This is a genomic window from Ruegeria sp. CDSA089, from assembly GCF_059612205.1.
The window spans coordinates 323,469-346,179 of sequence record NZ_JBXWQD010000004.1; the positions used below are offsets into that span (position 1 = coordinate 323,469).

Genomic DNA, 22,711 nt, shown 5'->3' on the forward strand with positions numbered 1-22,711 from the left:
TGATGATTCGATGACGACTTGCGCACATCGCTGAAGCGGTTTTATGTGAAGCGATCTCTGGTTGAGTGATGACCGTTCAGTGGAACAAGTACGAAAGGCTGCCTCGCGGACAAAGCTGACATAGTCTTTTTCCTGTTGAATTGCTGCTACGGTAACTGAAGAAGAGTTCCAAATCAGCCGTCAACTGTTGTGTTGTGCACGCGTTCATCCTATGTGCACATAATCTGAAATGGAGATTTCATGTCCCGGTAAGGAAGGGAGGCAGCGCGCCTCCCGGAGCACATTCAACATCTGAAGAAACACCGTCACATTATGGCCGACGGTGAGTTTTGATGTGCAAACTTTTTTCTCACCAACAGCGCCCAGATCAGACGTGGGCCAGAGACATGAAAGTGACACCCTATGATAAGGGATTACTCAGACTTCCTTCCGCTTCGCGCACGCAACGCCGGAAGACACTCCGACTTCAACCCTCTTCAGGCATTGGGATGGCAACCGTTTTTCGCCCAGCAGATCAGCGTAGAAGATTTGTCGGTGACACCGCCCGTTCGAATTGTCGAAGTGCATCGCAATGGCCTGCACGCCCTCGGTGACGGCATCGATACGATACTTCCTCCCAGAGCCGATGTAACTGTAGGGGACTGGCTGATGCTGGATCCTTTGCGCCCGCGATCCAGTCGGGTTCTAGAGCGCACGAGCCTCATCAAACGGCGTGCGCCCGGAACCGACCGGCAGGAACAACTGATCGCGGCGAACATTGATACCGCCTTTATCGTCACGTCCTGCAATCAGGATTTCAAAGTGGCCCGGCTGGAACGCTATGCAGCTCTCACTTTTGAGGCAGGGATCACGCCTGTCATCGTCGTCACAAAGACCGACCTCCTGACGGACTCGCAAAGCTACATCGACACGGCCCGCACGGTGTCGGACATGATCGATGTGGTCGCACTTGACGCCCGCGGAGACGCGCCCCGGACAAAACTGACTTCTTGGTGCAGGCCCGGCAAGACGGTGGCGTTTCTCGGCTCATCTGGCGTTGGGAAATCGACGTTAGCCAATGCATTGCTCCAGAGCCAATCCATCGAGACCCAATCTATTCGCGAGGACGACGCCAAGGGGCGGCATACGACAACGCGGCGCGAGCTCCATGCAATGCCCAATGGATGTCTGATACTGGACACCCCGGGTATGCGGGAATTGCAGCTCACCGATGCAGCTGACGGCATTGATGATCTCTTTGCCGACATTCAGGAGTTGGCCGTGCGGTGTCGATTCAGGGACTGCCAGCACGAATCCGAGCCGGGATGCGCTGTTCTGAAGGCTATCGATGAGGGTGCTCTTGATGGCGGTCGTCTTAGCAGATGGCGCAAGCTCATGGCCGAAGACGCCTTCAATTCCGCGAGTCTTGCGGAACGAAGGTCGCGCGACAAGGCGTTCGGGAAGATGGTCCGCGGTGTCAAAAAGCTCAAAGATGTCAGGAAGTAAGACGATGACACAGTCGAAAGCAGGTCAATTCGTATGGCATGACCTTTTCACATCGGACAGGGCGTGTTCGATGGCATTCTACCAGCACGTCGCCAACTGGACGTATGAAGTCGAGCGGGCATCGGATTTTGCATGGGGTGGCGGCGAGCAGGATTTCGTCCTTGCCCTTTCCGGTGACGAAGCGGGTGCGGGATTGATTGAGACGCCCCTGGAGCAGGAAAATGGCTGGATCTCTTACATCGAAGTTCCCGATGTGGACATAGCGATCAACCGCGTCGGTACACTCGGAGGTAAGATCGTTCGGGAGCCATTCGAGGTGCCGGGTGTCGGTCGCAATGCGCTCGTCCGCGATCCGCTCGGTGCTCTAGTGGGGATTTCTTTGTCTCGGCACACTTTCCCCGTACCGCAAAGGCAGTTCGGCCCTGAAGTGTATGTCAGCAACGGGAATGACTTTCCGCAAGCGTTCTACATCGAACTCTTCGGATGGCAGGTTTCTCCCCAGCGGGGCAAGGATTGCGTCACCCTCCTCGAGCCTCAGGGCCAACTTGTTGCAATCCAGCATGCCGCGACTTGGTCAACTGCCTCAAACGCATCTTGGGTTCCTTGCATCAAGGTTGCTTCAGTCTCCGATGCCTCCCGTGCTGCCGAAACCAAAGGGGCGCGTCTGGCTTCTGTGAATGATAATGAAACCGTTCAAGCCGATAGCCCCATCCTGTGTGATCCAAACGGTGCGCCGTTTGCTCTCGGCGTTAAGCAGACAACGAATCTCTATTAGCTTGCCAAATTCTTCACAGGAATTGCAGAGCGGACATTTGCCCGCTCTGCAGCATCCGTGACTCAGGGCTCCTTCGAGCCATTCGCCGCGTCCCGCCTAAATGTCAGGTTTTGAGTTCTCGGAGGGAAGGCCTTAGATAAAAGCCATTGGACATTGCTGAACGGGTGTTACGTGAACCACCTTCTAGTTACATCGTCACCCATCTGGGTCCTCATCGCTCCAGTGTCCAATTTCGTAAACACCCTGCTTTTTCATGCGACGTATGAACGCTAGGTAGTTAACTACGCGGTCAATCTCATCCAATTCTCCAGTGGCAAAGGCGACCGCAATCATCTTGAATTGGGCCTCAATATCTTCCGCAATTTTTTCGTCTCGTCGAGCCAGACCCTTTCCAGTCCTCAAAGAAACAGTAGTTGTTTCGTCTTCGCTCCACATCTCATCGAGATAGGCCTTTAGATTAAGCTCGGGACTATTCGCGCCCAGCTTGCCTACGGCCTCCCATATTGGTTGAAGCCGTTCAGTAAGATCTCTTCGACTGCTAGTCATGTTTCTTTACCTCGCAGTACAGCAGTTCAACGTAGTTGCCCCAATCGATAAACCGCCACTTATACCGATGAGCATGTGTGGCGGAGCATCAACCTTTCTCCGCCGCCTGCTTATCTTGGTTCCAACTGTCGTGGAGACAGTCTGTTTGGATCGAAGTTTTTCCCCCCATCGTCATTTCCCGAACCACGTCCCGTGTCTCGTTCGGGTACGCACGAACAAACCCAGCCTCGCAGGGGATTGTCTCAACTTCTCTGCGATCCAGTGCCGGACCCAAATGGATCGCGGCGATCTCAAACTGTTCTGCCATTTGGCCCAGCGTTACATAGTGTTTTTCAAAAGCCTGAATACTCTCTTCAGTGATGTAGTAACGATAGTGCTGCGTGTCCGGGTTTCGCAGCTTTACCTGCTTCAGGTATCCACAATCCCGCAATAGCCGAATTGACCCGATGCTAATTCTCAAGCGCGCCGCCGCATCCAGAAGCGACAGGTCGCCGGAAAACACGCGCTCCGATTTCTCCAGGATCTCAGCGCAGTCGATAAGGATTCCAGCCAACCCCTCTACGTCCGGATCTTTCCAAACGCCGGTCAGTCGGCCTGCTGCCCAATCGGCGACAACGCGAGCCAGGGCCACCCTGCTCTGTCGGCTGTACTCCGAGAGGGTCAACCTATGACGTGCCCGAGAGGCAATACGCAGGCCTTCAAGCCTAGTCAGCAAGGTCTGTACTGAGGACGATGGAACATAGCGAAGAGACGTTCCAAAACGATAAGCTTCCAGAACATTATGCCGGATCAGTGCCTTAACATGGACCGGATGGATATTCAGCTGGACCGCGGTGGATTTGGTATTCTGCAACCCAGACCAGAAGTCGAGCACGGCAGCCAGATCCTCATGGCTGACATCTTTCATGTATGACAGGTCGCTCGCATTTATACCGCGAAGATGGGCGAGAATACCTCGCACTCGAACCTCGCCGACCCCATGTAGCTCCCGCGCGCGTTCAAGCGTGATGAGTTTGGGCGCTGAGATTTCCGTACCCAGAACTTTTGCGCCGGTCTGCAGCGGATAGTTTTCACGCACAAAATCCTGCACACAAGCTCTGAGGACTGCTGTCGCCGGGTCCTCCTCAGTTTCCTTAAGCCAGGTGTAGAATTCGCCCATATCTGTCGTGAAATAAGATCGCTTAGAAGAAGACCGGCGCCTGGCGCGCTCCAACTCAGATTTCAGGGCTTCCGGCCCACTCTTCAAAACCTCGAAACCAGCCGACATGCAAGCACGCTCTTGTTCGAAGTCCAAGTCCGAACGGTAGACGCCCCGGTCCATAGCAATCGCCATACCTAATGTCAGAGCGGCCTGATGAAGATGCGTCAGCTCCAGCGAGTCCAACCAGTCATCAGCAACCCCAAACTCAATTCGGCGGCTCAAGTAGGTTTCAAACGAAGATCGCCCAAGATTTGTTGCGTCTTGAGCGGCCTCAAAGATCAGATCCTGGTGACGCGTCACTTGCTCAACCACGTCGTAAGTGAGATGCGCATGCGACGCGTTGGGAAGCTGGAGCAACGGTACGCCATGTTTGGCACAGGTCTTGATCGGCAGCACCAACCACTCAAGAAGTTGAAACGCGTTCTCGGGGCCAGAAGCCTCCATGGCCTCCACAATACATCTCGGACAAATCCGGGTGGTAGCCCGGCGGAACGAACCGGAGGTGGCAAAGGAATGCCCGACGCGGTACCGACAGGGGCCAACCAATCTGGCCGCCACCAACTCCAACGCTTCAAATGACACTCCAGCCAGTTGTGACAGCCGCTCAAGCTGATCCGGATGGGCCGAGCAGATATGTGGCCATCTCAGACCCAGATCTGAACAGAACTCCCTTGTAACACTAAGATTGCGACGTGACAGGCGGGCGACATAAGAGGCAGGGGTTTCCATGTGATGATGAGGCAGAGTCAGTGCAAGCTGTGCTTTCATATTCTCGCTCCGCTACTCGAGGGATCATTCAATTCCAACCACCCCATCACGGCTTTGACGTCGATAGTGCGGTAGTCTTCGGCAAGAAACGGATTGAACGCCGGAATACAGCCTGACTTTCGCCGGAATGCCTCAGCAAAGTGCGCCAGCTTGAGTTGATCGGACTCCACGTAGAGTGCTTCTTCAATACCGCAGAGGATCATATCGATGATCAGACCGAACTCGTTTCCACCGGCGTGAACTAAACGTTTCAAAAACGCATCCTCGCCTAGTTCAACGTCATTCCCCAAACCAGCCTTTGAAACAAACCCCGCAAAAAGACCTTTGACTTCAGCTTCATGCGAAATCCAGCTTACTGCGTCCAAATGTACAACATCCATTCTCCTTTTGAGTTGCACATCGGAATTGATCATCTTGATCAGATCTGGCGTCCCGGAAAGCACCAAGCCCACCGGCCAATCTTTGTCGTTCATCAGAGATTTTAGTGTGTTCACTACGTCATTGCGGGCTTTGATCCCCTTGCTGATGTAAAGATCTTGTGCCTCGTCCAGATGCACAAACAGTGTACGACGCAACTGGAGAAACTGGCGGACTTGCGTCCAGATGATTGCAGCAGATTTGTCCCGAGCGAGCGGATAACCCAGACCAGACAAAATCGTTGCGCCAACATTCTTTAGAGTGGCTGGCGATGGCACCTGAAGCCGGATCACTTCCGCCACGTCTTGCCCTTCAGTCGGCAGGATCAGGCTTGGGTGGTTGTCGAACAAACGGTCAGCAGCCGTGGATTTCCCACTACCAGAGGCCCCAATAAGCGCAATGCCCCGAGCTTCACTGCGGTTTCCCAATCGGATGGCCGCCCTCCTTCGACGGAGATGACGGTCGAAGATCATTTCGAGATTTTGAAACGCTTGGTGAGACACAAAAGCGCTGCGCAACTCAGCAATTTGAAGGTCAATATCGTCGGAATTAACTTTGTGTTTATCAATCATCCTCGAACCTCCAAGTAGAAGCTCTGGGTTGCTCCTCAGAAGAGTTTTGGATGTCATTTGCTGAAGTTTCTGAGATTTCTTGGTGCTCGTCTGAAAACGGGATCAGGTACCCAAATAGGTCCGGCTCTGGTGGTAATTCAAACCCTTCGGGATCACCTGACTTGATGCTCAATCCCACGAACAAGTCTTCTCGCGCTCGTTTTAATCCCGCAGGCGTCTGACGCTTTAATACTGCGCCAAATCTACGCCGCTCTTCAGCATCTCGTTGGATAATGGCATCCAAGGCATCGGATACTGTCTGCGCATGTAAAGCGGCCTCAGCCTTGTGTTTTTGGCGCAATTCACGCGCCGCGGCTTCCCATTGTTCGTAGGACACGCCTTCAAACCGTTTTTGCAGAGCTTGTGCGACAACCCAATTGTCACCGATCTGGACCATGATCCAACCAAGGTCATTGAGATCAACTTTGATATCCACGTGCGTTTCGCGGCTATGCAGGTGGAAGTTGCGCAATTCAGCACAAGTATAGTCGATACCGAACACGCGGACACCTTTGCCGTTAACACTCCGGTTCTGTTTCACACCGAATGCCCTGCGTCGGGTCGTTTCTGCGAGGATCGGAACAATGCCTACCTTGTCAGCGAGACGTTTCCAGCAATTGTTCGGTGTTTCGCCGTTCAAGCCGCGATGCGGCAGGTTGTGATACCTATCCACAACAAACCTAATGAGCAATTCCATTAAGACATCGTCAGTGAGAGACGCCATTTCTTCCGAAGGATAGTCGCCACGTTCCCTGGTGTTGGAAAACGTTCGTCCAGCTAGACGCGGCATTAACAACGTCCCGAAAGTTCGAAAAATACGTTCCACCCGCGCGCGCAGGTGAGGTAGGCCGCCACGTGGAGTCTCAACAATTCCATGAGCTTCGAAGACGGCCTGGCGAAAACCAGAGTCTACAAACGCAACACCCAAGTCTGTGACGACAGAGCTTAGTCCGCCATAATGATGCCAAGTCGATTTGCAGCCTGCAGCAATTGCCATATCTGTTTTGTCGCGCGTAACATCAGACAATAATAACACCGCATCGGTCAGGTTAGGTTTGGCTGAGAGGCGCATTCCGACGACGCAGCGAGTGGCACAATCGATTGCGAGATAGAGCCAGCGACGCCCACGATCCAGCTTAGCAAGCGCCTCCGGGCTCAGATGATCCAGCGCGCCACGTTCGGCCAGGATCGTGATCAGATCAACGCACCATTCGTCGATCTCAATCCGCTCCATCGGATAGCTTGCGTCAATCCCTTCTTCATAAAGCGCAAATGCCCGGTTCGCGGCATCAACACCTTCTCTTTGGACGCATGTAAAATAGGGATCCAGTTTTGCGATATCTCGCTCAACTTTCCGGCTGCTAGGAGTTCTAAGCTCAGGTTTTCCCTCAACCAGCCTTTCAGCATTTACTTCGGTGAAACGCCTGATGCAGTCCTCTACTACGTTGCCCCTTTTTGCTTGATCTCGAGTCAAATAGCCCTCAATGCACTCACCCATCAGTCGAGAGGCTTCTAAGCAGAATCTTGGGCTCCGATTGCCGCACCTATGGGTCTGAGGAACCAATCCAAATGGCGAATACCCAGCATTCTCAAATCTCTTGACCCATTCACGGAGTGTTCTGGGGCTCGGTGGATCTTTGAGTTTGCTTTCGTTCCCAGCCCGTGGCTTGCGCCACTTTCTCTGAGCTGCGCGCATTTGCCTGTTCACATGCACTTCAAGCGAGGGCATCGCACGCACGATGGATTCGTCTGTGCGCTTCAATTCGCCAGATGACTGGAACTGCAAAAAAGCATCAACCCAAGCGCTACGCCAACTGACGATTTCACATAGATGCTCAGGCATACTTGCAAGGGTGTCCAAACCAGCGCTCATCCGAGCTTTCTGACTTTGCAAAAGGAAGTATCCAGGCTCGAACTCTACATTGGGTCTTCTCAACAAATCATGCAGCTCATCGAAGGTGAGAGAAAGAACATGGGCGGGCTCATCAACGGCTTCAAAATGACATCCCAGTTCGGTTTTTTCGGTGAGGCGGTGCTCGCGCCCATCAACGGACAATCGGTCATTTACAGTCACTCTGAGGGGAAGTTTCATTTCAAACCTCCACTGCACACCAAAGTATCGAGATCGATCAGGTGTCTCTTGTCAGTGTTGAGCAAGCCCTCATAGATAGCGATCACCACGGCACGGAAACCGTGGCCACCCAAGTTCAGCATCTGCGACAGCTCACCAACTGTCCTCGGAAATTCGTTGTCTCTGACAAGGGCTTCAAGACGTTTTTGGTGGTCGGAATTTCGTGATCTTGAAAATTCAACAAAACGCTGCGCGTTGAGTGCTTCGGCACGGGTGAAGTGCCTATCGGTCACAAGCACAACTTCGTCGGCAAATTCCTTGGGCGTTGCTGCACGAATTCGCTTCAACTCGCGGGGGAAGCCGCTCTTCTGGGCAATTTTCCATGGCTTTACGGCGAGCGCCAGGCGACGACCATCTCCAAGTACTACCTGGAAATCGAAGAAGTGGTGCTTTCGCTTTCCAGACTCATCTCGATATCTGATGAACGGCGGCTGTTCCCAAATGTCGACGACATCATGATTGGCCAAGTACAGAAACAAGACGCGCTGTTCCAACTTGCTCTCAAAATGCACGATCCTTGGGCGTCTGTTTCCCGGCAGGTCAACAACTATCCCGCCTCTAGAGCTGTGCTTGGATCGTCGCGAAATACTCCGTGTCGCACGGCTGGGCTCAGGCGACATCTCGCCCGTTAATGTGAACTCATCATCTTTCATGTCTGTGATTTGGAGCGCCGACCAGCTTGGGCCGATCATGCCTCTCCACCTTCTTTTGGTGTTCCTTGGGCAAAGCCAAGCCACCTCATCGCCAAAAGCGACGACGAAACAGTTGACTTTGCGATCATGGCGGGGGAAGAAGGTGTATCGGTTACGTATCGATACAGAATAAAAGGTCTCGCGGTGTAGTGGCTTGCGAGGCCTTTTTCTTTCCTTCCTATGAGGTTGTTGCTAGCTCATATTTGGGCACCTCCGTTATCCATAGCGTTCCGGCCACAGAGCCTCAGGTGTTGTCCCAAGCTTTTCTGCTATGGCTTTCTGTACGTAGTCGGAGCGCCTGTATCCTTGCGACACAGTAGACACTGAGCTGATGGAACGACCGATGTCACGGCTCAGCTTAGCCAGTGAACTGCCCTTAAGCCGAAGGTCACACTTGATCTGCTCATGTTTGGCGAGATCGACAATCAGATTCTCTGTCATGTCAAATGTTCCGACTGATTCCGGTTACCGAAATCTACCAAACGACCTCGCAGATGTCATTTTTATTGTTTATTAGTAATAAGTTGTACTTTCATGCCCCAAAGTTTCAATGCCATGTCGGAAGACAATCAGCTAAGCTGCTGAAACGCCGATGGCTTTGCGCCAAGAGACGCAAATCGAGGTATCTGACGTTGAAGGAACTGGGTAAGGCTTGAACACAGTAGTCGAAATAAAGTGCGGCAGAGTTCCGACTATTTTCTTGAGAGAGACGCCAAATGCGTGGCAGCCGTACCTGCGCCGCAAAATCCTCGCTTTGCTTAGACAAAGTAAAACCCATAAGGAATTTGCCGCGCGGCTCGGAATTAGCCCGTTGGTTGTGCGACGGCTCCTGGACTTGCTTGGCGTCGACTATGTTCAACGCCTCTATAGGCAATATGAAAAGGGAAATACCTGCTCAGATATTGCCAACGCAAACGGGATGAAGCCAGCAACGCTTTCCAGGCTCTTTAGGGAACGCGGCTTCGAAGTGCGGCGCGGGGTTCGTAAACCAAAAGTGCCAAAACAAAAGCTGCGCCGCATCTGGATAGAGACCCAGATAATCAACAGGGTGGCGCGAGAATTCAAAATCCATTGGAAAACGGCACTGCATCTGCTTGAGGGCGAAAAGCTAATCGTGGGTTATAACGGTCGACCGAGAAAACTCTCAAAATCATCACGGCCACCGTAGGTTTGTCGTGTGCACCTCAAGGGCATACCAGCAAACTTAGAAAACTCTTGGTTCGGCCCATGCCGGTCATTCGACGCTAACGTTTGCGCAGCAGCGCAGCTTCCCAAGAACCGAAGTTGACCAATTCTGCAATTGGCTTTCATAAGGCGAAGGCTGCGGAGCATTCTCAACAGCCTTCTGTCTGTCTATCTTGGCTATTCAGTAGATTTATCTGCTCGCTGGCTGGCGTAAGCTTTGAGCATCATTTCAGTGTACTCAACGGTACTGGAGGTGTGCTCGCCCAACCCCGGCCAAGCAAAAGGCAACTCCCGCAGGCATAGCTCTTGCTCAACATTGATTCCGAGAAGAGCCGCTACCTTCAGAGCAGAAACTGGTTCCTTGTACTCCGGCCAAAGGTCTTCATCAAAGGTGATCCAGACATCGTTGTCTTCATCAACGGATATTTCTGCAAACAGTGCCCCCAAACGCTCGCTTGCGTTTGAAGCATCTTCTACAAGCGCGCTTCGGATCAAAAGTGTAATTTTTTCTGGATCAAGCTCTAATTTCAGCCGCGTGTCTCTGACATCAACAACTAGATCAGGCCTCTTAGGAATGTCGTTGTCCGCTATTGGTTTAGGTCGCGCATCTCCGTCTTTAGGCCACCAAGCATTCTCGTGGATATCGAGTGGAGAAGCGCCACAAGTTGGGCAATGCCAAAGGCTCTTCGCAATCTGATTGCCCGTCATCGACGAGTCACAATGCAGGCAATACCATTTATTCGATTCAGCGCCACTGATCGGATGACGGACGACACCTTCTTTGTCAGGTTTTGTAGACCGTCTCGGCCAGTCAGACGCAATACCGGCACGAACCTGTTCCGCACGTTTGAGTGCAATACTAAGTGCCTGTTTCTGAAACTGCGGTTCGTGAACGGGTGCCTCTTGTTCGATCTGCGCAGCGATCTCAAGGCGAGGTGCCTTGTTCGGTGCCTCCGGTACGTGAAGGTGCCATCCTGTCCCGTACAAATGAACATCGCCCAGTGAAACTGAGATTTGGTATTCGTGCCCGTCGATCTTTCCGTGTTGAACATCGTTTTCGAAAATCGAGGTTTGAATATAAGAGCCATGTTTGGGTCGGCCAGCTTCATCTCCAGGAAGAGAGTTTATGAGCAGGCTTTCTACGCTCGACAGTTGCGCCTGCGTTGGAAGCCAACCTGTTCTGTGCTCCCTTGTGACGTCGTTCCAATGTGGGAACCCAAGATGCCTGGCAACAAAGTCACGTGCTTCGTGTAAAGGAACCTGTTGCGCTCGTGCATAGCGCTTTGACAGTTCTTTCAGTTTTTTTAGTGAATGTGTCGGTTTCATGATCCATATCCGAACTGGATCCGAAAAGGTGCCCGCTGCTTATCGGACCCTGCCAACGGCATGGTATCCAAAAAAGTAAATTCGCGCTGCTTTGCTTCGCATGGCGGGCACACCGGCCTACGCGCTAGGCCATCCACACTATCCGTTGTCGAACAAAGAAGGTCAAGCGGCACATTGCCAACCGCTATCGCCAAAAACTACGCCGTACAGCAGTTTCGCTAGAGAACACGTTTGCATCGCCCAGCTGCCCAGGAGTTTGGGAGAAGACAAAGCGAAACTGCTGTTCGGAAGGTTAAAGGCAGGATCAACACACTATGGATTGTCGAGCACACGGGATTTCGGGTGGATTTGCGACCCAAAACTAAGCAAAAAGAAAAACGGTGCTGACTAGGTCAGCACCGTTTCTTTGTGTCTTGTCGCTATTAGTTAGCTCAACACTTATGAGGTCATTTCATCTCTACAACGTTTTCTTTTTCCTGACTCTCACGCCATTCTTGGGCGCGCTCAAAGTCGGCTTGTGTCGCTTCGGAAGTCTGTTCGTAGTCCTTTAGGGTCTGCTCAAAAGAGCTTGAGAAATCGAACTGCGGGGCCTGTTCTCGGTTCTGCATGGTCTCTCCCTGTCAAGATATAGTAGACACTGTTACACACGTACACTAGCGTGTCACGCGATCATTTGAGGTATCGTTTATGGAAAAAGTCGTAGATGTGGAACTTGTAGTTGGTCTTGTAGGACGTTTGGGCACAGACATGCCTATGGTCATAAAACGCATCGAAGAAACACTCCACAGCCTCCACTACCAGCATCACCACATCAAACTTACGGACTATGTCAAAGATCCCAATCGCCGTTTCGAAATCACCGAAACACCTATTGAGAAGCGTTATCAGACGTACATCAAGGCGTGCAACGAAGTGCGTAAAGAAAGCACTCGCGACGATTTTTTTGTGTCATACGCAATTGAACGGATTCGAGCAATCCGGCGAGAAAAAAACATCGATAGCAACGCGAATTTACCACTTCGACGCACTGCATACATTATTGATCAGATCAAGCGACCCGAAGAAGTCGCGGCACTGCGATCAATTTATGGACAACAGTTTATTTTGGTTTCTTGTCACTCGCCAGCGGATCACTTGAAACAAACATTGGCTCAGAAAATTGCGGACGGCCATTCTGACACCCCAAAATCAAGCAAGTGGCAGGCAGCGGCCATGGAGCTAGTAACCGTCGATGACGATGAAACTTCAGTGCGACATGGTCAGCGCGTGAGCGATGTGTTCCCACTTGCAGATGTAGTTGTTGACACTTCTGATGGGGAACAGCTCGAAAAACTTCTAAAGCGGTTCTTCTTCGCATTGTTCGGAAACTTTGTCATCTCTCCAACAAAAGGCGAATTTTTCTTGAACCTTGCGTATCAGACATCGTTGACTTCCTGCGACACGGCTCGTCAAGTTGGTGCGGCTATCTCTAGAGATAGCGATGTGATTTCGACCGGATACAACGAAGCGCCTAAGCCACTCGGCGGAACTTACTGGCCTGAAGATGGCGAAGATGGTCGAGATGTTGCACTTGGGAAAGATCCAAACACTATCCGCAAACGCCAGATGGTAGTGGATATTGTACAAAGACTGGCACGTTCTGGTGAACTTAAGAGGAATTTTGAAGATGACACGGCGATCGCTGGGGCGTTCCTGGATTCAAAAGATGCTCCTCTAAAAAAGGCTCAAGTTTTGGATACTCTAGAATATGGCCGCGCTGTGCACGCTGAGATGGCGGCAATTTCTTCTGCTGCACGATTGGGGCTCAGCTTGGCCGGTTCGACTCTATATTGTACAACGTTCCCATGTCACAACTGCGCTAAGCACATAGTGGCAACTGGTGTTCATGAGGTTTTCTACCTTGAGCCTTACGCCAAAAGCTTTGCGGATGACTTGTATCCTGACTCAATCGATATCGATCAAAAGAAGCCTGATACTGACAAGGTTATGTTTAAACAGTTTGTAGGAATAACGCCTCAAAGGTACAAAAACCTATTCTCAAAGTCGAAGCTGAAAGACAAGTCTGGGCATGTAAAGCCGTGGGATGCAGATACCGCGCAGCCCATCATCGAAAAACTGGATCAAGGCCACACTTCACGCGAAGTACTTTTCCAAAAATCCATTAAAGAAAATGTCGGTTCAAGCGCGCCTCATCTTCTTAGCAGCAGTCAACAAGCTGAAGATGCTTAGATTGCTTGTTTAAACGAGTTCCTTCACCATAACCTCACCAACTCAATATTCCATTCTTAGCTCTTCCCACCGCTTTAGCAGTTTTCCGTAGAGCAACTCGAAGGTTGCGTCTTCGTTGCCCTGCCATCGGCAGTCTTTTGGTGAGAAAGATGTCCCACGTAGAACGTCGAGTATTCTGAAGTCATCAATTTGATGATTTGGGAACGCCTTTGAGATTAACCAGAGACCCAAACGTGCATTTTTCTCCGATAGGGCGGGCTTCTCTGCAAAATAGGGGTAGATAAATCGCTTTTCTTGGCTGCCGACAGAAAGTCCTAGGAAATTCTCAACTTTCACCGTGGCGTCCAGCCCTTCAACTGCGAACTGCGCTTTTATCTCAGTCGGATACGGAACTATTGCCTCGTTGTTGAAACGTTTTTTGTTAAGCCACCAGTCCATAAAGCCTTCGTGAAGACTTGGGTACAATCGCTTACGTTGCTTGTTCGAGGCAACTCGCGTTTCGGTGCGCAGCGCTAAGTCGGTACCATCAAGCACGTAGCTCTTAGCATCGGACCAGAATGGAACGTGAAAGTCACCTCCGCCGCTTCTTTTACCGATCTCCTTGGCTACCTCAGATCGTATATCAGCACGTAACATACTGACTTGTTTTGGCTCCGTTGAGCCAAAAGCAGCTAGCAATTTGCGTAAGTGTATTTTTCGAAAAGACATCTGGTGCCTCCCAACGAAGTGTGGTCTGACTCCTCCCTTTCCAGACCGCTTAAGTTAACCTTTAGGCGGATGCGGGTCATTTCCATGACTGTCGCTTTGAGCGATCCGCCCATCCTTGTTGTGAATTCGAAACTCGGTTCCCTGATTTCGGCTGACTTGCCGGCCACTGTCAACGGCAGCTTGTTTGGTGTCGTGGTGACTGGTGGCGCGGCTGCTACCGCCTCGTTTGACGTCCCACCCTCCTTTTGGGTTTGGGACAACATGATGGCTGTCTGGTCCTTTCCTTTTGGTCATGGCGACCTCCTTCTATTCACGCATTAGCAAGAATCATAGTTCGCAATAACGAACATCCAATCGGTAAATTAGGGGGTGGTGTAAGTCAAGATCAAAAAGTATGGTAATACCGAACCATCAAATAAGTGGAGTGTTCCGATGCCCACACCTCTCGGAGACCGCATTCGTCAGCTTCGCAAAGAAGCCTCTATGACCTTGGAAGGGCTCGCAAAAAGAATTGACTCGAGTAAGAGCTATGTCTGGGAAATTGAAAATAAGGATGTCGCGAGGCCATCTGCTGAAAAGCTAGCGCGCATTGCAACCGCCTTGGAAACAACAGTTGACTACCTACTGCAAGGCACAAGCGTCACCGATGCTGAAGATGCACGCGACCAAGCCTTTTACCGGAAGTACATGAAACAAGATGCCGCAAAACGACGCCAGATGCAGAAGTTTTTAGACGCTTTAGATGAAGATTGACTGACGCTGGATGAAAAGAGCTCCGCAGAAAGAAGCTATTAGGCTTTCCACATTGCTAAAGATGACATTGGGTGAGGATAGGTTCCCTGTCGATGTTGCGTTGTTGGCTAAAGAAATTTCCAAGAACAATCCCGACCCAATAGATAAAGTGGTCGGGGGCGATCTTCCTGGGTTTGAAGGAATGCTACGGCCTCATTCAAAAAGACCTGCATGGCATATCGTTTACAACAACGATCCCAGGTACGATGGACGTAACCGTTTCACGATGGCCCACGAGCTAGGACATTATCAACTGCACCGACCGGTTCTTACGGAACAAAACTACAGGTCTGGGGCACTGGATAACGATACGCTTTTCCAATGCAAGCCGATGCAGAGCAACGCGTGGAAGGAATCTGAGCAACAAAGAGAGGAAGAAGCCGATACCTTTGCTTCCTTTCTGTTGATGCCGATTGATGACTACCGCGCGCAGGTCTCTGGTCAAAACATGTCAGCGGAGATGCTTGACCATGTGACCGACAGATACGGTGTGTCGCTCACTGCCGCAGCGCTAAAATGGATCGAATTTACGGATACTCGAGCTGCAATGGTGGTTTCACGAGACGGATTTGCGCTCTGGGGGCGCGCGAGCAAATCTGCATATAAAAGTGGAATATTTGTGCGATCCGGTATGGCTCTACCAGAGTTAGTTATCGGCGAAATCGATAGCTCGAGCCGAGGTTTTCTGTCTGACACACCCGTAGAACGTCCAAAGGGTGTGTGGTTTTTCAGCCGGGGTTCAGAGACTCTGCAAGAGCTAACCCTTCGGTCTGAGTTTCTAGATATTTCAATTTCGATATTGCAGTTTCAGGCAACACCGTCCTTGAACACCGACGAAGACCCAAGTGATTGGGACACCGTCGATCAATTCAACCGAGCCTCTCGTTAAAGCCAGCTTGGGTGCTTACACCCCAAGCAAGTCACACGCGTAGCATACTTCTGTTTTCTGCCTATTTTTGGCATAGTTAGGCTGATTTGCACCCTACTTGTGACAATGTAGCTCGTCCAGCCGCTCTTGTTCTGGGCCAGAGGGATTTGGACGAGCCAAACGCCTCTGGCCGTCAGGGGTAAGACGCTGCCTTCCCCCTCGGGCAACCCTATTAGACAACACCGTGTCCTCAGCTACGCCCGCGGGCCGCACCACCATTGTCGAATAGCATTGCCTCGCCCCCATCCGCGTTCGCCACGTGGCAGATCAGCAGGGACAGGCGCCTTCGGCGTCTGATCTGCCAATCAGCCCTGATTTTCCCAAAAGGGAAGTCAGGATCATTGAAATCGGTCTAGGTGCTGGATGAAGGAAGTGAGGCGAAAATGGCAAGGTTCTGTCGCTGGTGGCAGAACTATGTGTCGCCTGACACAATCACCAAGTGGCGGACCGAGGAGGATTCGAACCCCCGACCCCTTGATTCGTAGTCAAGTACTCTATCCAGCTGAGCTATCGGTCCGCGTTGGTGAGGCGCTGTTTAGACCTCGTGTTCGGGACGTGCAAGCCGATTCTGCAAAAATATTTTAAAAAGTCACATCGCCCCGCGGCAGGCGGATTTCAAAGGTAGTCCCCATCGGGCCCGTCTCGGCCAGAACGAGGTCGCCGCCGTGACCGCGCACCAATTCCTGCGAAATTGCCAGACCCAGGCCCGAGCCGCCTTTGCGCACGCCACCCTGAAAGGGCGTGAACAGGTTTTCGCGGGCCTTGGGCGGCAATCCCGGTCCGTTATCCCGTATCTCGATGCACCAGTTCGTTTCATATTCACATCCGGCAATCGTGATTCTACCGGGCTTCCCAGCGGCCACAAGCGCCTGACGCGCATTGCGCACAAGGTTCATGATCACCCGGAAAATCTGTTCGGGATCTGCACGAGCGATCAGATCCTCGGGTACTTCGTTGACGATCTCGACGCACCCGCCTGCGACGGCCAACTGCTCGCTTGCAACGACATCGTCTGCGACGGCGCGCATGGGGACCATCGTCAGCGTGGGGGCCGGTTCCTCGGCCCGGCCAAAGGCCAGCGTGCTTTCGCACAATGACACCGCGCGGGTGATCGAGTTCACCAGCTTAGGCGCCATGCGACGGACCAAAGGATCATCACTGGATTCAATCCGGTCTGTGAAAAGTTGGGCCGAGGTCAGGATATTGCGCAAATCGTGGCTGACCTTGGCCACCGCCCCGCCCAATTGCGCCAGACGCTCGCGCTGTTTCAGCGCGTGGGTCAGTTCGGTCTGCATCTGTTGCAACGCTTCCTCGGCCTCACGCAGTTCGGTCACCTTGGAATTGGGCGAGATGATCCCGCGCGCGTCCTCGGGCGCGCCGGCATAGCGCTGCATGTAGCCAACCACGCCCTTGATCGGCTTCACCAGAACTACGCGCACGGCAAGGAACAGGAAAAAGGCGGTGATGATTGAGATCACGAAAGACAGCCCGAGAATGCGCAGCCCGTAATCGGTCATCGCCATGCGCAAAGGCATACTGTCGGTGGTCACTTCGATCAACAGACCGGCGCCCTTGACCGGCTCACCAATCACACGGATTACTTCGTTTTCCGGAGTGAACAGACGCGCGACCGCATCGCGGATCAATATCCACGGGGTTGCGTCGCGCAGGTCATAAGTTTTGGTGATCTGTTCAGGGATGGGGGAAGACAGCATCAGCTGCCGCACTTCATCGCGACGCAAAACAACGTTGTAGACGCCCGCATTGGCCAGCAACTCGGCCTCGAGATCATCGGCCAGCATGTCATCGGCCAACAGCGCCAGCGACGCGATCTGGGCGCGCTCTAGCCGGTTCAACAAAAAATCTTCTCGGAACCGCGCTATCGAGGGGACAAAGATCAGGATCTCGGCCAACATGACGAAGACCGTGGTCAGGATCAGAAATCGGCCCGACAGCGAGTTCACTTTGTACTCTCCTCCCAGTCAGGGCAGCCAGCGCTGGACGAACCCGACCACTCGTTTAACTGTCTGATTCTCAAACAGCCTTGGCGAGAAATAGGCACCCGCCACGCGTTTGTTAAGCTCTCCGATCGTCGGATAAGGCGAAACCATCGCGGCGATCTGTCCCATCTTCAGGTTATTCGCCAAGGCCAGCGACCACAAGTTGATCAATTCCCCCGCCTGATGCCCTACGATTGTGGCCCCCACGGGTCGGCCTTTTACGACCATGACCTTTATAAAGCCTTTCGTCTTACGCTCGGAAATGGCGCGGTCGTTGTGGTGGTAGTCAAAGCGCGCGATTTCCACTTTGTCGCCATGCTGCGCGCGGGCCTGCGCCTCGGTCAGGCCGACTTGCGCCAATTCGGGGTCGGTATAGGTGGCCCAGGGAATATGCGCAGTTTTCGCCTTGGAGGGCAGGCCAAACAGGGCCGACCGGATGATGATACCCGCGTGATAGCCCGCTACATGAGTGAATTGCAGGCCGCCTGCCACGTCTCCGATGGCGTAGACCTTTTTGTTTGTGGTGCGCAGCGCGTCATCCACCTTGATACCGGTGCGTGTGGGTTCAATCCCCGCTGCCTCAAGGTTCAGCCGGTCAGTATTTGCTTTGCGCCCAGCGGCCAGCAGCAGGTGTGAGCCCGAGTAAATCTGGCCGGTCTCGGTCACAACCTCGACCTTGCCGTCCGCGCCGCGAATCTGTGCGACCATGGCCTGCTCGTGAATCTCGACACCCTCAGTGCGCAACGAATCCAACACGATCTCGGCCGCCTCGGTGTCGTCCTTGCCCAGCGCCTGCATTCCTTCGATCACGGTAACTTTGCAGCCCAGCCGGATATGTGCCTGCGCCATCTCAATCCCGATGGGGCCGCCGCCGATGATCAGCAGATGCTCGGGTTTGTCGCGCAGGTCAAAGATCGTCTCGTTGGTATAGTACGGCACCTGATCCAGACCGGGGATCGGTGGCACCAGCGGCGAGGAACCGGTCGCAATTACCACCCGCCGCGCGGTGATCAGATGATCGCCCGCCTGCACCTGCGTGGGCGAGACGAACTGACCATATTCCCGGATCACATTGACGCCGAAGCCTTCGAACCGCTCCTGACTGTCCATCGGTTCGATCTGAGCGATCACATCGTGCACGTGATCCTTGGCAGCGGCATAGTCCACCTGCGGCGCCACATCGGCCACGCCCAGCGCGGATGAATGCGCCTGACCATAGGCCGCCTTACCGCTGGCGATCAGCGCCTTCGAGGGCACGCAGCCAAAGTTCAGGCAGTCTCCGCCCATCTTGTGGCCCTCCAGCAGGATCACATCTGCGCCCATCTGGCTGGCCCCGGCCGCAACCGACAGGCCACCCGACCCGGCGCCGATCACCAGGATATCCGTCTTCAATTCTTGCATAAGATCAGGTGTCCTTTTTGCCGCGCACAGCTTTGATCACGATGGGCAATCCCGCCAGCACACACAAACCGATGATGGGCCCAATTACAAACGGCTCCCACAGCAGGGACACGTCAGGCGTCTCACCCCGGTCAAACACGCCACCCAGACCAACACCGATCCAAGTGTAAACGATGCCGCCCGGAATAATGCCCAGCGCGGTGGTGAACAGGAAATTTCGGAATTTGACGCCCACCAGTGCTGGCACCAGATTGGCCACAAAGAACGGCACCACCGGTACGAGGCGCAACAGGAACAGGACCGAGATTTCATTCTCGCGCAGCCCGTCCTTCAGCTTTTTGACCGTCCCTTCGGATGACTCCAGCTTGGCGGTCAGAGATTCGCCCAACCCCCATCGCGCCGCCAAAAAGATCGCCGATGCGCCAATGGTGGCCGCAAACACGTTGAACACGGTGCCTGCAAATAAGCCGAACAGGAACCCTCCGGTCATCGAGGCTACGGCGGCGCCCGGCAGTGAAAAGGCAACGATCACGATATAGATCACCACGAATGCACCTGCCATGGCCCAGTAATTTGCATCTCGCCATGCCAGCAGGGATTCGCGGTTATCGCGCAGGGTCTCAAAGGTCAGGTAATCGCCCAAGGTGAAGAACCCCGCCACCGCAACGGCAAGGATCACCAGCAAGGGAATATGGCGCGCAAGCCCGCTGCGCGGGACCTGTGTTGTATCGCTCATGTCTGTGTCCGGTTTTGTGCGTTTCATCTGCACACAACATGCGCTGTCCAGTGCCTGCGCAACAGGCCCCTCACGCGGCGTTGATCTTGACCACAGGGAATGTGACGGAATAAAAGGGCAACACTGTCATTTTGAAACGTTTGTCCCGGTGGGATACCAGAATTGTTGCAAAAGGCGGCAAAACCCCCACCTAAGGGTTTGACTTACCCCCCGCCACCCAGTAGAGGACGGGCTTCGAACACTAGGGCAAGGCGAATCTGCGCCGCACCCGACCGCTATAGATTGGAGACGGAGCGATGAAACGCACCTATCAGCCTTCGAACCTGGTTCGCAAACGCCGCCACGGTTTCCGCGCGCGCATGGCCACCAAGGCCGGCCGCAAAATCCTGAACGCACGTCGCGCACGCGGCCGCAAGTCGCTGAGCGCGTAAGCCGCTCGACCTTTCAGGTTATGAACATGACGCCGCCGGAGGCCCCTGAGGATGGTTCAGTCCAGCCCAGCAAGCCTCCGGCGGCGTCCGTTTGCGTGTCTGCACCTGTGATCATCCTCAAGAAGCGATCCGATTTCCTGAAGGCGGCCCGCGCGCGGCGGCAGGGGACGTCGTCGATGATGGTACAGGCCCGCAAGCGCACCCTGGACGAAGGATCGGGGATTCGCGTGGGTTTTACCTGCTCCAAGAAGGTGGGCAATGCCGTCGCTCGCAACCGCGCCAAACGCCGTCTGCGCGAGGCCGCACGCGCCGTTCTGCCGGTGCATGGCCACGACGGTTGGGATTATGTCCTGATTGGCCGCGCCGAGGTGACGGCGAACCGCCCCTATGACGCGCTGTTAGGCGATCTGCGCTATGCGCTGCGCAAAATCCATAGTGACCGGAAATGACCCCGCTGGCGCGCGTCTTTGCCCTGCCGGTCAAGGCCTATCGCCAGATCTTCAGCCCTTGGGTTGGCCATAATTGCCGCTATCAACCTACCTGCTCGGCCTATGCGCTTGAAGCGCTGGAAAAGCACGGGGCCATCAAAGGCGCCTGGCTGACCGCGCGCCGTATTGGCCGATGTCATCCGTGGGGCGGTACCGGATATGACCCAGTGCCAGATGAGTCCGACCATCGCTAAGTCAGGCTTGACCAGACGGGTTGCGGGCGGAACACTCAGCCCATGACCACACCCGCCCGCGATACCCTGCCAACCCATGAAGTGACCAACCAACCACCCGATCGCGATCCAATCAACCTATGGGCTGCGGACCCTGTGCTGCAAGAGTGTGTGACCCGTGCCAAAGGGTGTTCCGAGCCGCTTGCCCGATATGGCAAAACTTTGGGAATGCCCGAAATACACGAGGCGGCGCGCGCGGCCAATGCCCGCCCACCGCACCTGCGCCTGTTCGACCGTGGTGGGCGACGTCTGGACGAAGTTCATTTTCACCCCGCCTATCACCAGTTGATGCAGCTAAGCCAAAGCGCTGGATATGCCGCCCTACCGTGGAATGATGAACCCGGCGGCCACGCGACCCATGCCGCTATGGTCTATCTGGCCAGTCAGGTCGAGCCCGGCCATTGCTGTCCTTTGACGATGACCTACGCCGCCATCTCCGCGCTGCGCGCTGATACAACGATTGCCGCACAATGGGTCCCCAAACTGACCGCGCAACACTACGATCCGTCCATTGCGCCGATTGGCGTTAAGACAAGCGCCACGCTGGGTATGGCGATGACTGAAAAACAGGGCGGCTCGGATATCCGCGCCAATACCACCACCGCCACGCGGGACGGCGATCATTGGCGGTTGCGCGGGCATAAATGGTTCTGCTCGGCGCCGATGTCGGACGGGTTCCTGACGTTGGCACAGACACCGGGCGGGCTGACCTGTTTCCTTGTGCCACGCTGGCTAGAGGGCGAACGCAACGCCATCCACCTCATGCGCCTGAAAGACAAGTTGGGCAACCGCGCCAACGCCTCGGCTGAGATCGAATATCTCGACGCTCTGGCCTATCAGTTAGGGGACGAGGGCGCGGGCATTCGCACGATCCTTGAGATGGTGCATCACACGCGGCTGGACACCGCGATGGCCCCTGCCGGGTTGATGCGCGCAGCCCTGTCCGAGGCGCATCATTGGGTGAGCCACCGCAGCGCCTTTCAACGCCGCCTGATCGACCAGCCCCTGATGCGGGCCGTTCTAAGTGATCTGGCGCTGGATTGGGAGGGCGCAGTGACCCTTGGGATGCGCGTGGCCCAAGCGTTTGACGGGCAAACCCCGGAAGACCGCGCCTTTGCCCGTATCGGCGTGGCGCTGGCCAAGTTTCTCAACAACAAACGCTGTCCCGTGGTCGTGGTCGAAGCGATGGAGATACTGGGTGGCATGGGGTATGTCGAGGATACGCCCCTCCCTCTGCTGTACCGCGAAGCACCCCTGAATGGCATCTGGGAGGGATCAGGCAATGTGATCTGCCTTGATATCCTGCGGACCTTGGCGCGTGAACCTTTGGCCGCCGAAGTGCTGCGCGCCGAAATGGACGCAGCAAAAGGCGTGGATCGAGGATATGATGCGGCCCTGCGGGATCATAGAGAACGCTGGCCTGACCTCCCGTCCGAGGCTGAGGCCCGCTGGTTTGCGGAACGCACCGCTCTGCTGCTGACGGCCTCACTGCTGTTGCGCCACGCCCCGCCTGCCGTGGCCGATGGGTTCATCGCGACGCGCTTGACCGGCGACTGCGGTCGGGTGCCCGGGTCGGTTCGAGGGTTGGACACCGAAGCCCTGTTGGCCCGCCTCGGCTAAGCGCCGCC

23 protein-coding genes and 1 tRNA gene are annotated in these 22,711 nt (G+C 54.2%); 10 read left to right on the plus strand and 14 right to left on the minus strand.

Annotated features, from left to right (window positions below):
- The first annotated feature begins 402 nt into the window (after positions 1–402).
- Together rsgA and AC2FJ6_RS12460 are read left to right on the plus strand one after the other, a co-directional pair.
- Positions 403–1,485, plus strand: coding sequence for a ribosome small subunit-dependent GTPase A (rsgA, locus tag AC2FJ6_RS12455; RefSeq protein ID WP_171181864.1), 1,083 nt, complete (start codon positions 403–405; stop codon positions 1,483–1,485).
- 4 nt (positions 1,486–1,489) lie between these two features.
- Complete coding sequence (locus AC2FJ6_RS12460; protein ID WP_237217125.1) at positions 1,490–2,260, plus strand: VOC family protein; 771 nt, start codon at positions 1,490–1,492, stop codon at positions 2,258–2,260.
- Between the two features lie 195 nt (positions 2,261–2,455).
- Here AC2FJ6_RS12460 and AC2FJ6_RS12465 read toward each other — a convergent pair whose 3' ends face one another.
- From AC2FJ6_RS12465 to AC2FJ6_RS12490, 6 genes are all read right to left on the minus strand, one after another.
- Positions 2,456–2,806, minus strand: coding sequence for a hypothetical protein (locus AC2FJ6_RS12465; protein WP_496669221.1), 351 nt, complete (start codon positions 2,804–2,806; stop codon positions 2,456–2,458).
- 88 nt (positions 2,807–2,894) lie between these two features.
- Positions 2,895–4,775, minus strand: coding sequence for a TniQ family protein (locus AC2FJ6_RS12470; RefSeq protein WP_496669223.1), 1,881 nt, complete (start codon positions 4,773–4,775; stop codon positions 2,895–2,897).
- A complete protein-coding gene (locus tag AC2FJ6_RS12475; RefSeq protein ID WP_496669225.1) occupies positions 4,772–5,764 on the minus strand; it encodes an ATP-binding protein in 993 nt (330 codons plus the stop codon). Before AC2FJ6_RS12475 ends, AC2FJ6_RS12470 begins: the two co-directional genes overlap by 4 nt.
- Positions 5,757–7,895: a TnsB C-terminal domain-containing protein gene (locus AC2FJ6_RS12480; RefSeq protein WP_496669227.1), complete on the minus strand. Its 2,139-nt coding sequence runs from the start codon at positions 7,893–7,895 to the stop codon at positions 5,757–5,759. Before AC2FJ6_RS12480 ends, AC2FJ6_RS12475 begins: the two co-directional genes overlap by 8 nt.
- Complete coding sequence (locus AC2FJ6_RS12485; protein WP_480833396.1) at positions 7,892–8,626, minus strand: PDDEXK family nuclease; 735 nt, start codon at positions 8,624–8,626, stop codon at positions 7,892–7,894. Before AC2FJ6_RS12485 ends, AC2FJ6_RS12480 begins: the two co-directional genes overlap by 4 nt.
- A gap of 216 nt (positions 8,627–8,842) precedes the next feature.
- On the minus strand, positions 8,843–9,067 hold the full coding sequence (locus tag AC2FJ6_RS12490) for a helix-turn-helix domain-containing protein (RefSeq protein ID WP_480833394.1): 225 nt from the start codon (positions 9,065–9,067) through the stop codon (positions 8,843–8,845).
- Positions 9,068–9,278: 211 nt separating this feature from the next.
- On the opposite strand from AC2FJ6_RS12490, the gene AC2FJ6_RS12495 reads away from it, so the two are divergent.
- Positions 9,279–9,794: a hypothetical protein gene (locus AC2FJ6_RS12495; RefSeq protein WP_496669229.1), complete on the plus strand. Its 516-nt coding sequence runs from the start codon at positions 9,279–9,281 to the stop codon at positions 9,792–9,794.
- A 194-nt stretch (positions 9,795–9,988) separates the two neighbouring features.
- Here the strand turns inward: AC2FJ6_RS12495 and AC2FJ6_RS12500 are convergent, their stop codons facing one another.
- A complete protein-coding gene (locus AC2FJ6_RS12500) occupies positions 9,989–11,137 on the minus strand; it encodes a P-loop NTPase family protein (protein WP_480833392.1) in 1,149 nt (382 codons plus the stop codon).
- Between the two features lie 446 nt (positions 11,138–11,583).
- On the minus strand, positions 11,584–11,745 hold the full coding sequence (locus AC2FJ6_RS12505) for a hypothetical protein (protein ID WP_480833391.1): 162 nt from the start codon (positions 11,743–11,745) through the stop codon (positions 11,584–11,586).
- Between the two features lie 79 nt (positions 11,746–11,824).
- Here AC2FJ6_RS12505 and AC2FJ6_RS12510 point away from each other — a divergent pair, with 79 nt between their 5' ends.
- Positions 11,825–13,366, plus strand: a complete 1,542-nt coding sequence (locus AC2FJ6_RS12510; protein ID WP_480833390.1) for an anti-phage dCTP deaminase — start codon at positions 11,825–11,827, stop codon at positions 13,364–13,366.
- A 42-nt stretch (positions 13,367–13,408) separates the two neighbouring features.
- Here AC2FJ6_RS12510 and AC2FJ6_RS12515 read toward each other — a convergent pair whose 3' ends face one another.
- Together AC2FJ6_RS12515 and AC2FJ6_RS12520 are read right to left on the minus strand one after the other, a co-directional pair.
- The gene (locus AC2FJ6_RS12515) at positions 13,409–14,074 is read right to left on the minus strand and encodes a hypothetical protein (protein WP_480833389.1); all 666 of its coding nucleotides are present in this window, start codon (positions 14,072–14,074) and stop codon (positions 13,409–13,411) included.
- Between the two features lie 54 nt (positions 14,075–14,128).
- Positions 14,129–14,368: a DUF2188 domain-containing protein gene (locus AC2FJ6_RS12520; RefSeq protein WP_170753510.1), complete on the minus strand. Its 240-nt coding sequence runs from the start codon at positions 14,366–14,368 to the stop codon at positions 14,129–14,131.
- 138 nt (positions 14,369–14,506) lie between these two features.
- Here AC2FJ6_RS12520 and AC2FJ6_RS12525 point away from each other — a divergent pair, with 138 nt between their 5' ends.
- The gene (locus tag AC2FJ6_RS12525; RefSeq protein WP_480833388.1) at positions 14,507–14,827 is read left to right on the plus strand and encodes a helix-turn-helix domain-containing protein; all 321 of its coding nucleotides are present in this window, start codon (positions 14,507–14,509) and stop codon (positions 14,825–14,827) included.
- 10 nt (positions 14,828–14,837) lie between these two features.
- The gene (locus AC2FJ6_RS12530; RefSeq protein WP_480833387.1) at positions 14,838–15,755 is read left to right on the plus strand and encodes an ImmA/IrrE family metallo-endopeptidase; all 918 of its coding nucleotides are present in this window, start codon (positions 14,838–14,840) and stop codon (positions 15,753–15,755) included.
- Positions 15,756–16,234: 479 nt separating this feature from the next.
- Here the strand turns inward: AC2FJ6_RS12530 and AC2FJ6_RS12535 are convergent.
- The 4 genes from AC2FJ6_RS12535 to AC2FJ6_RS12550 all read right to left on the minus strand — a co-directional run bounded on the left by AC2FJ6_RS12535 (position 16,235) and on the right by AC2FJ6_RS12550 (position 19,931).
- Positions 16,235–16,311, minus strand: a tRNA-Arg gene (locus tag AC2FJ6_RS12535).
- Between the two features lie 64 nt (positions 16,312–16,375).
- On the minus strand, positions 16,376–17,758 hold the full coding sequence (locus AC2FJ6_RS12540; RefSeq protein WP_331252122.1) for a sensor histidine kinase: 1,383 nt from the start codon (positions 17,756–17,758) through the stop codon (positions 16,376–16,378).
- An 18-nt stretch (positions 17,759–17,776) separates the two neighbouring features.
- On the minus strand, positions 17,777–19,195 hold the full coding sequence (locus AC2FJ6_RS12545) for a dihydrolipoyl dehydrogenase family protein (RefSeq protein ID WP_170773669.1): 1,419 nt from the start codon (positions 19,193–19,195) through the stop codon (positions 17,777–17,779).
- Between the two features lie 4 nt (positions 19,196–19,199).
- Positions 19,200–19,931, minus strand: a complete 732-nt coding sequence (locus AC2FJ6_RS12550) for a TVP38/TMEM64 family protein (RefSeq protein ID WP_170790539.1) — start codon at positions 19,929–19,931, stop codon at positions 19,200–19,202.
- A gap of 296 nt (positions 19,932–20,227) precedes the next feature.
- On the opposite strand from AC2FJ6_RS12550, the gene rpmH reads away from it, so the two are divergent.
- The 4 genes from rpmH to AC2FJ6_RS12570 are packed head-to-tail and all read left to right on the plus strand — an operon-like array spanning position 20,228 to position 22,703.
- Complete coding sequence (gene rpmH / locus AC2FJ6_RS12555) at positions 20,228–20,362, plus strand: 50S ribosomal protein L34 (RefSeq protein WP_005980833.1); 135 nt, start codon at positions 20,228–20,230, stop codon at positions 20,360–20,362.
- A gap of 26 nt (positions 20,363–20,388) precedes the next feature.
- Positions 20,389–20,811: a ribonuclease P protein component gene (gene rnpA / locus AC2FJ6_RS12560; RefSeq protein ID WP_170773665.1), complete on the plus strand. Its 423-nt coding sequence runs from the start codon at positions 20,389–20,391 to the stop codon at positions 20,809–20,811.
- Positions 20,808–21,044 (plus strand): membrane protein insertion efficiency factor YidD, encoded by a 237-nt coding sequence (yidD, locus tag AC2FJ6_RS12565; RefSeq protein WP_496669231.1) that lies wholly within the window; start codon positions 20,808–20,810, stop codon positions 21,042–21,044. Before rnpA ends, yidD begins: the two co-directional genes overlap by 4 nt.
- 42 nt (positions 21,045–21,086) lie before the next feature.
- Entirely contained in the window at positions 21,087–22,703 is a 1,617-nt protein-coding gene (locus tag AC2FJ6_RS12570) for an acyl-CoA dehydrogenase family protein (protein ID WP_170773661.1), read from the plus strand.
- Positions 22,704–22,711: the final 8 nt, after the last annotated feature.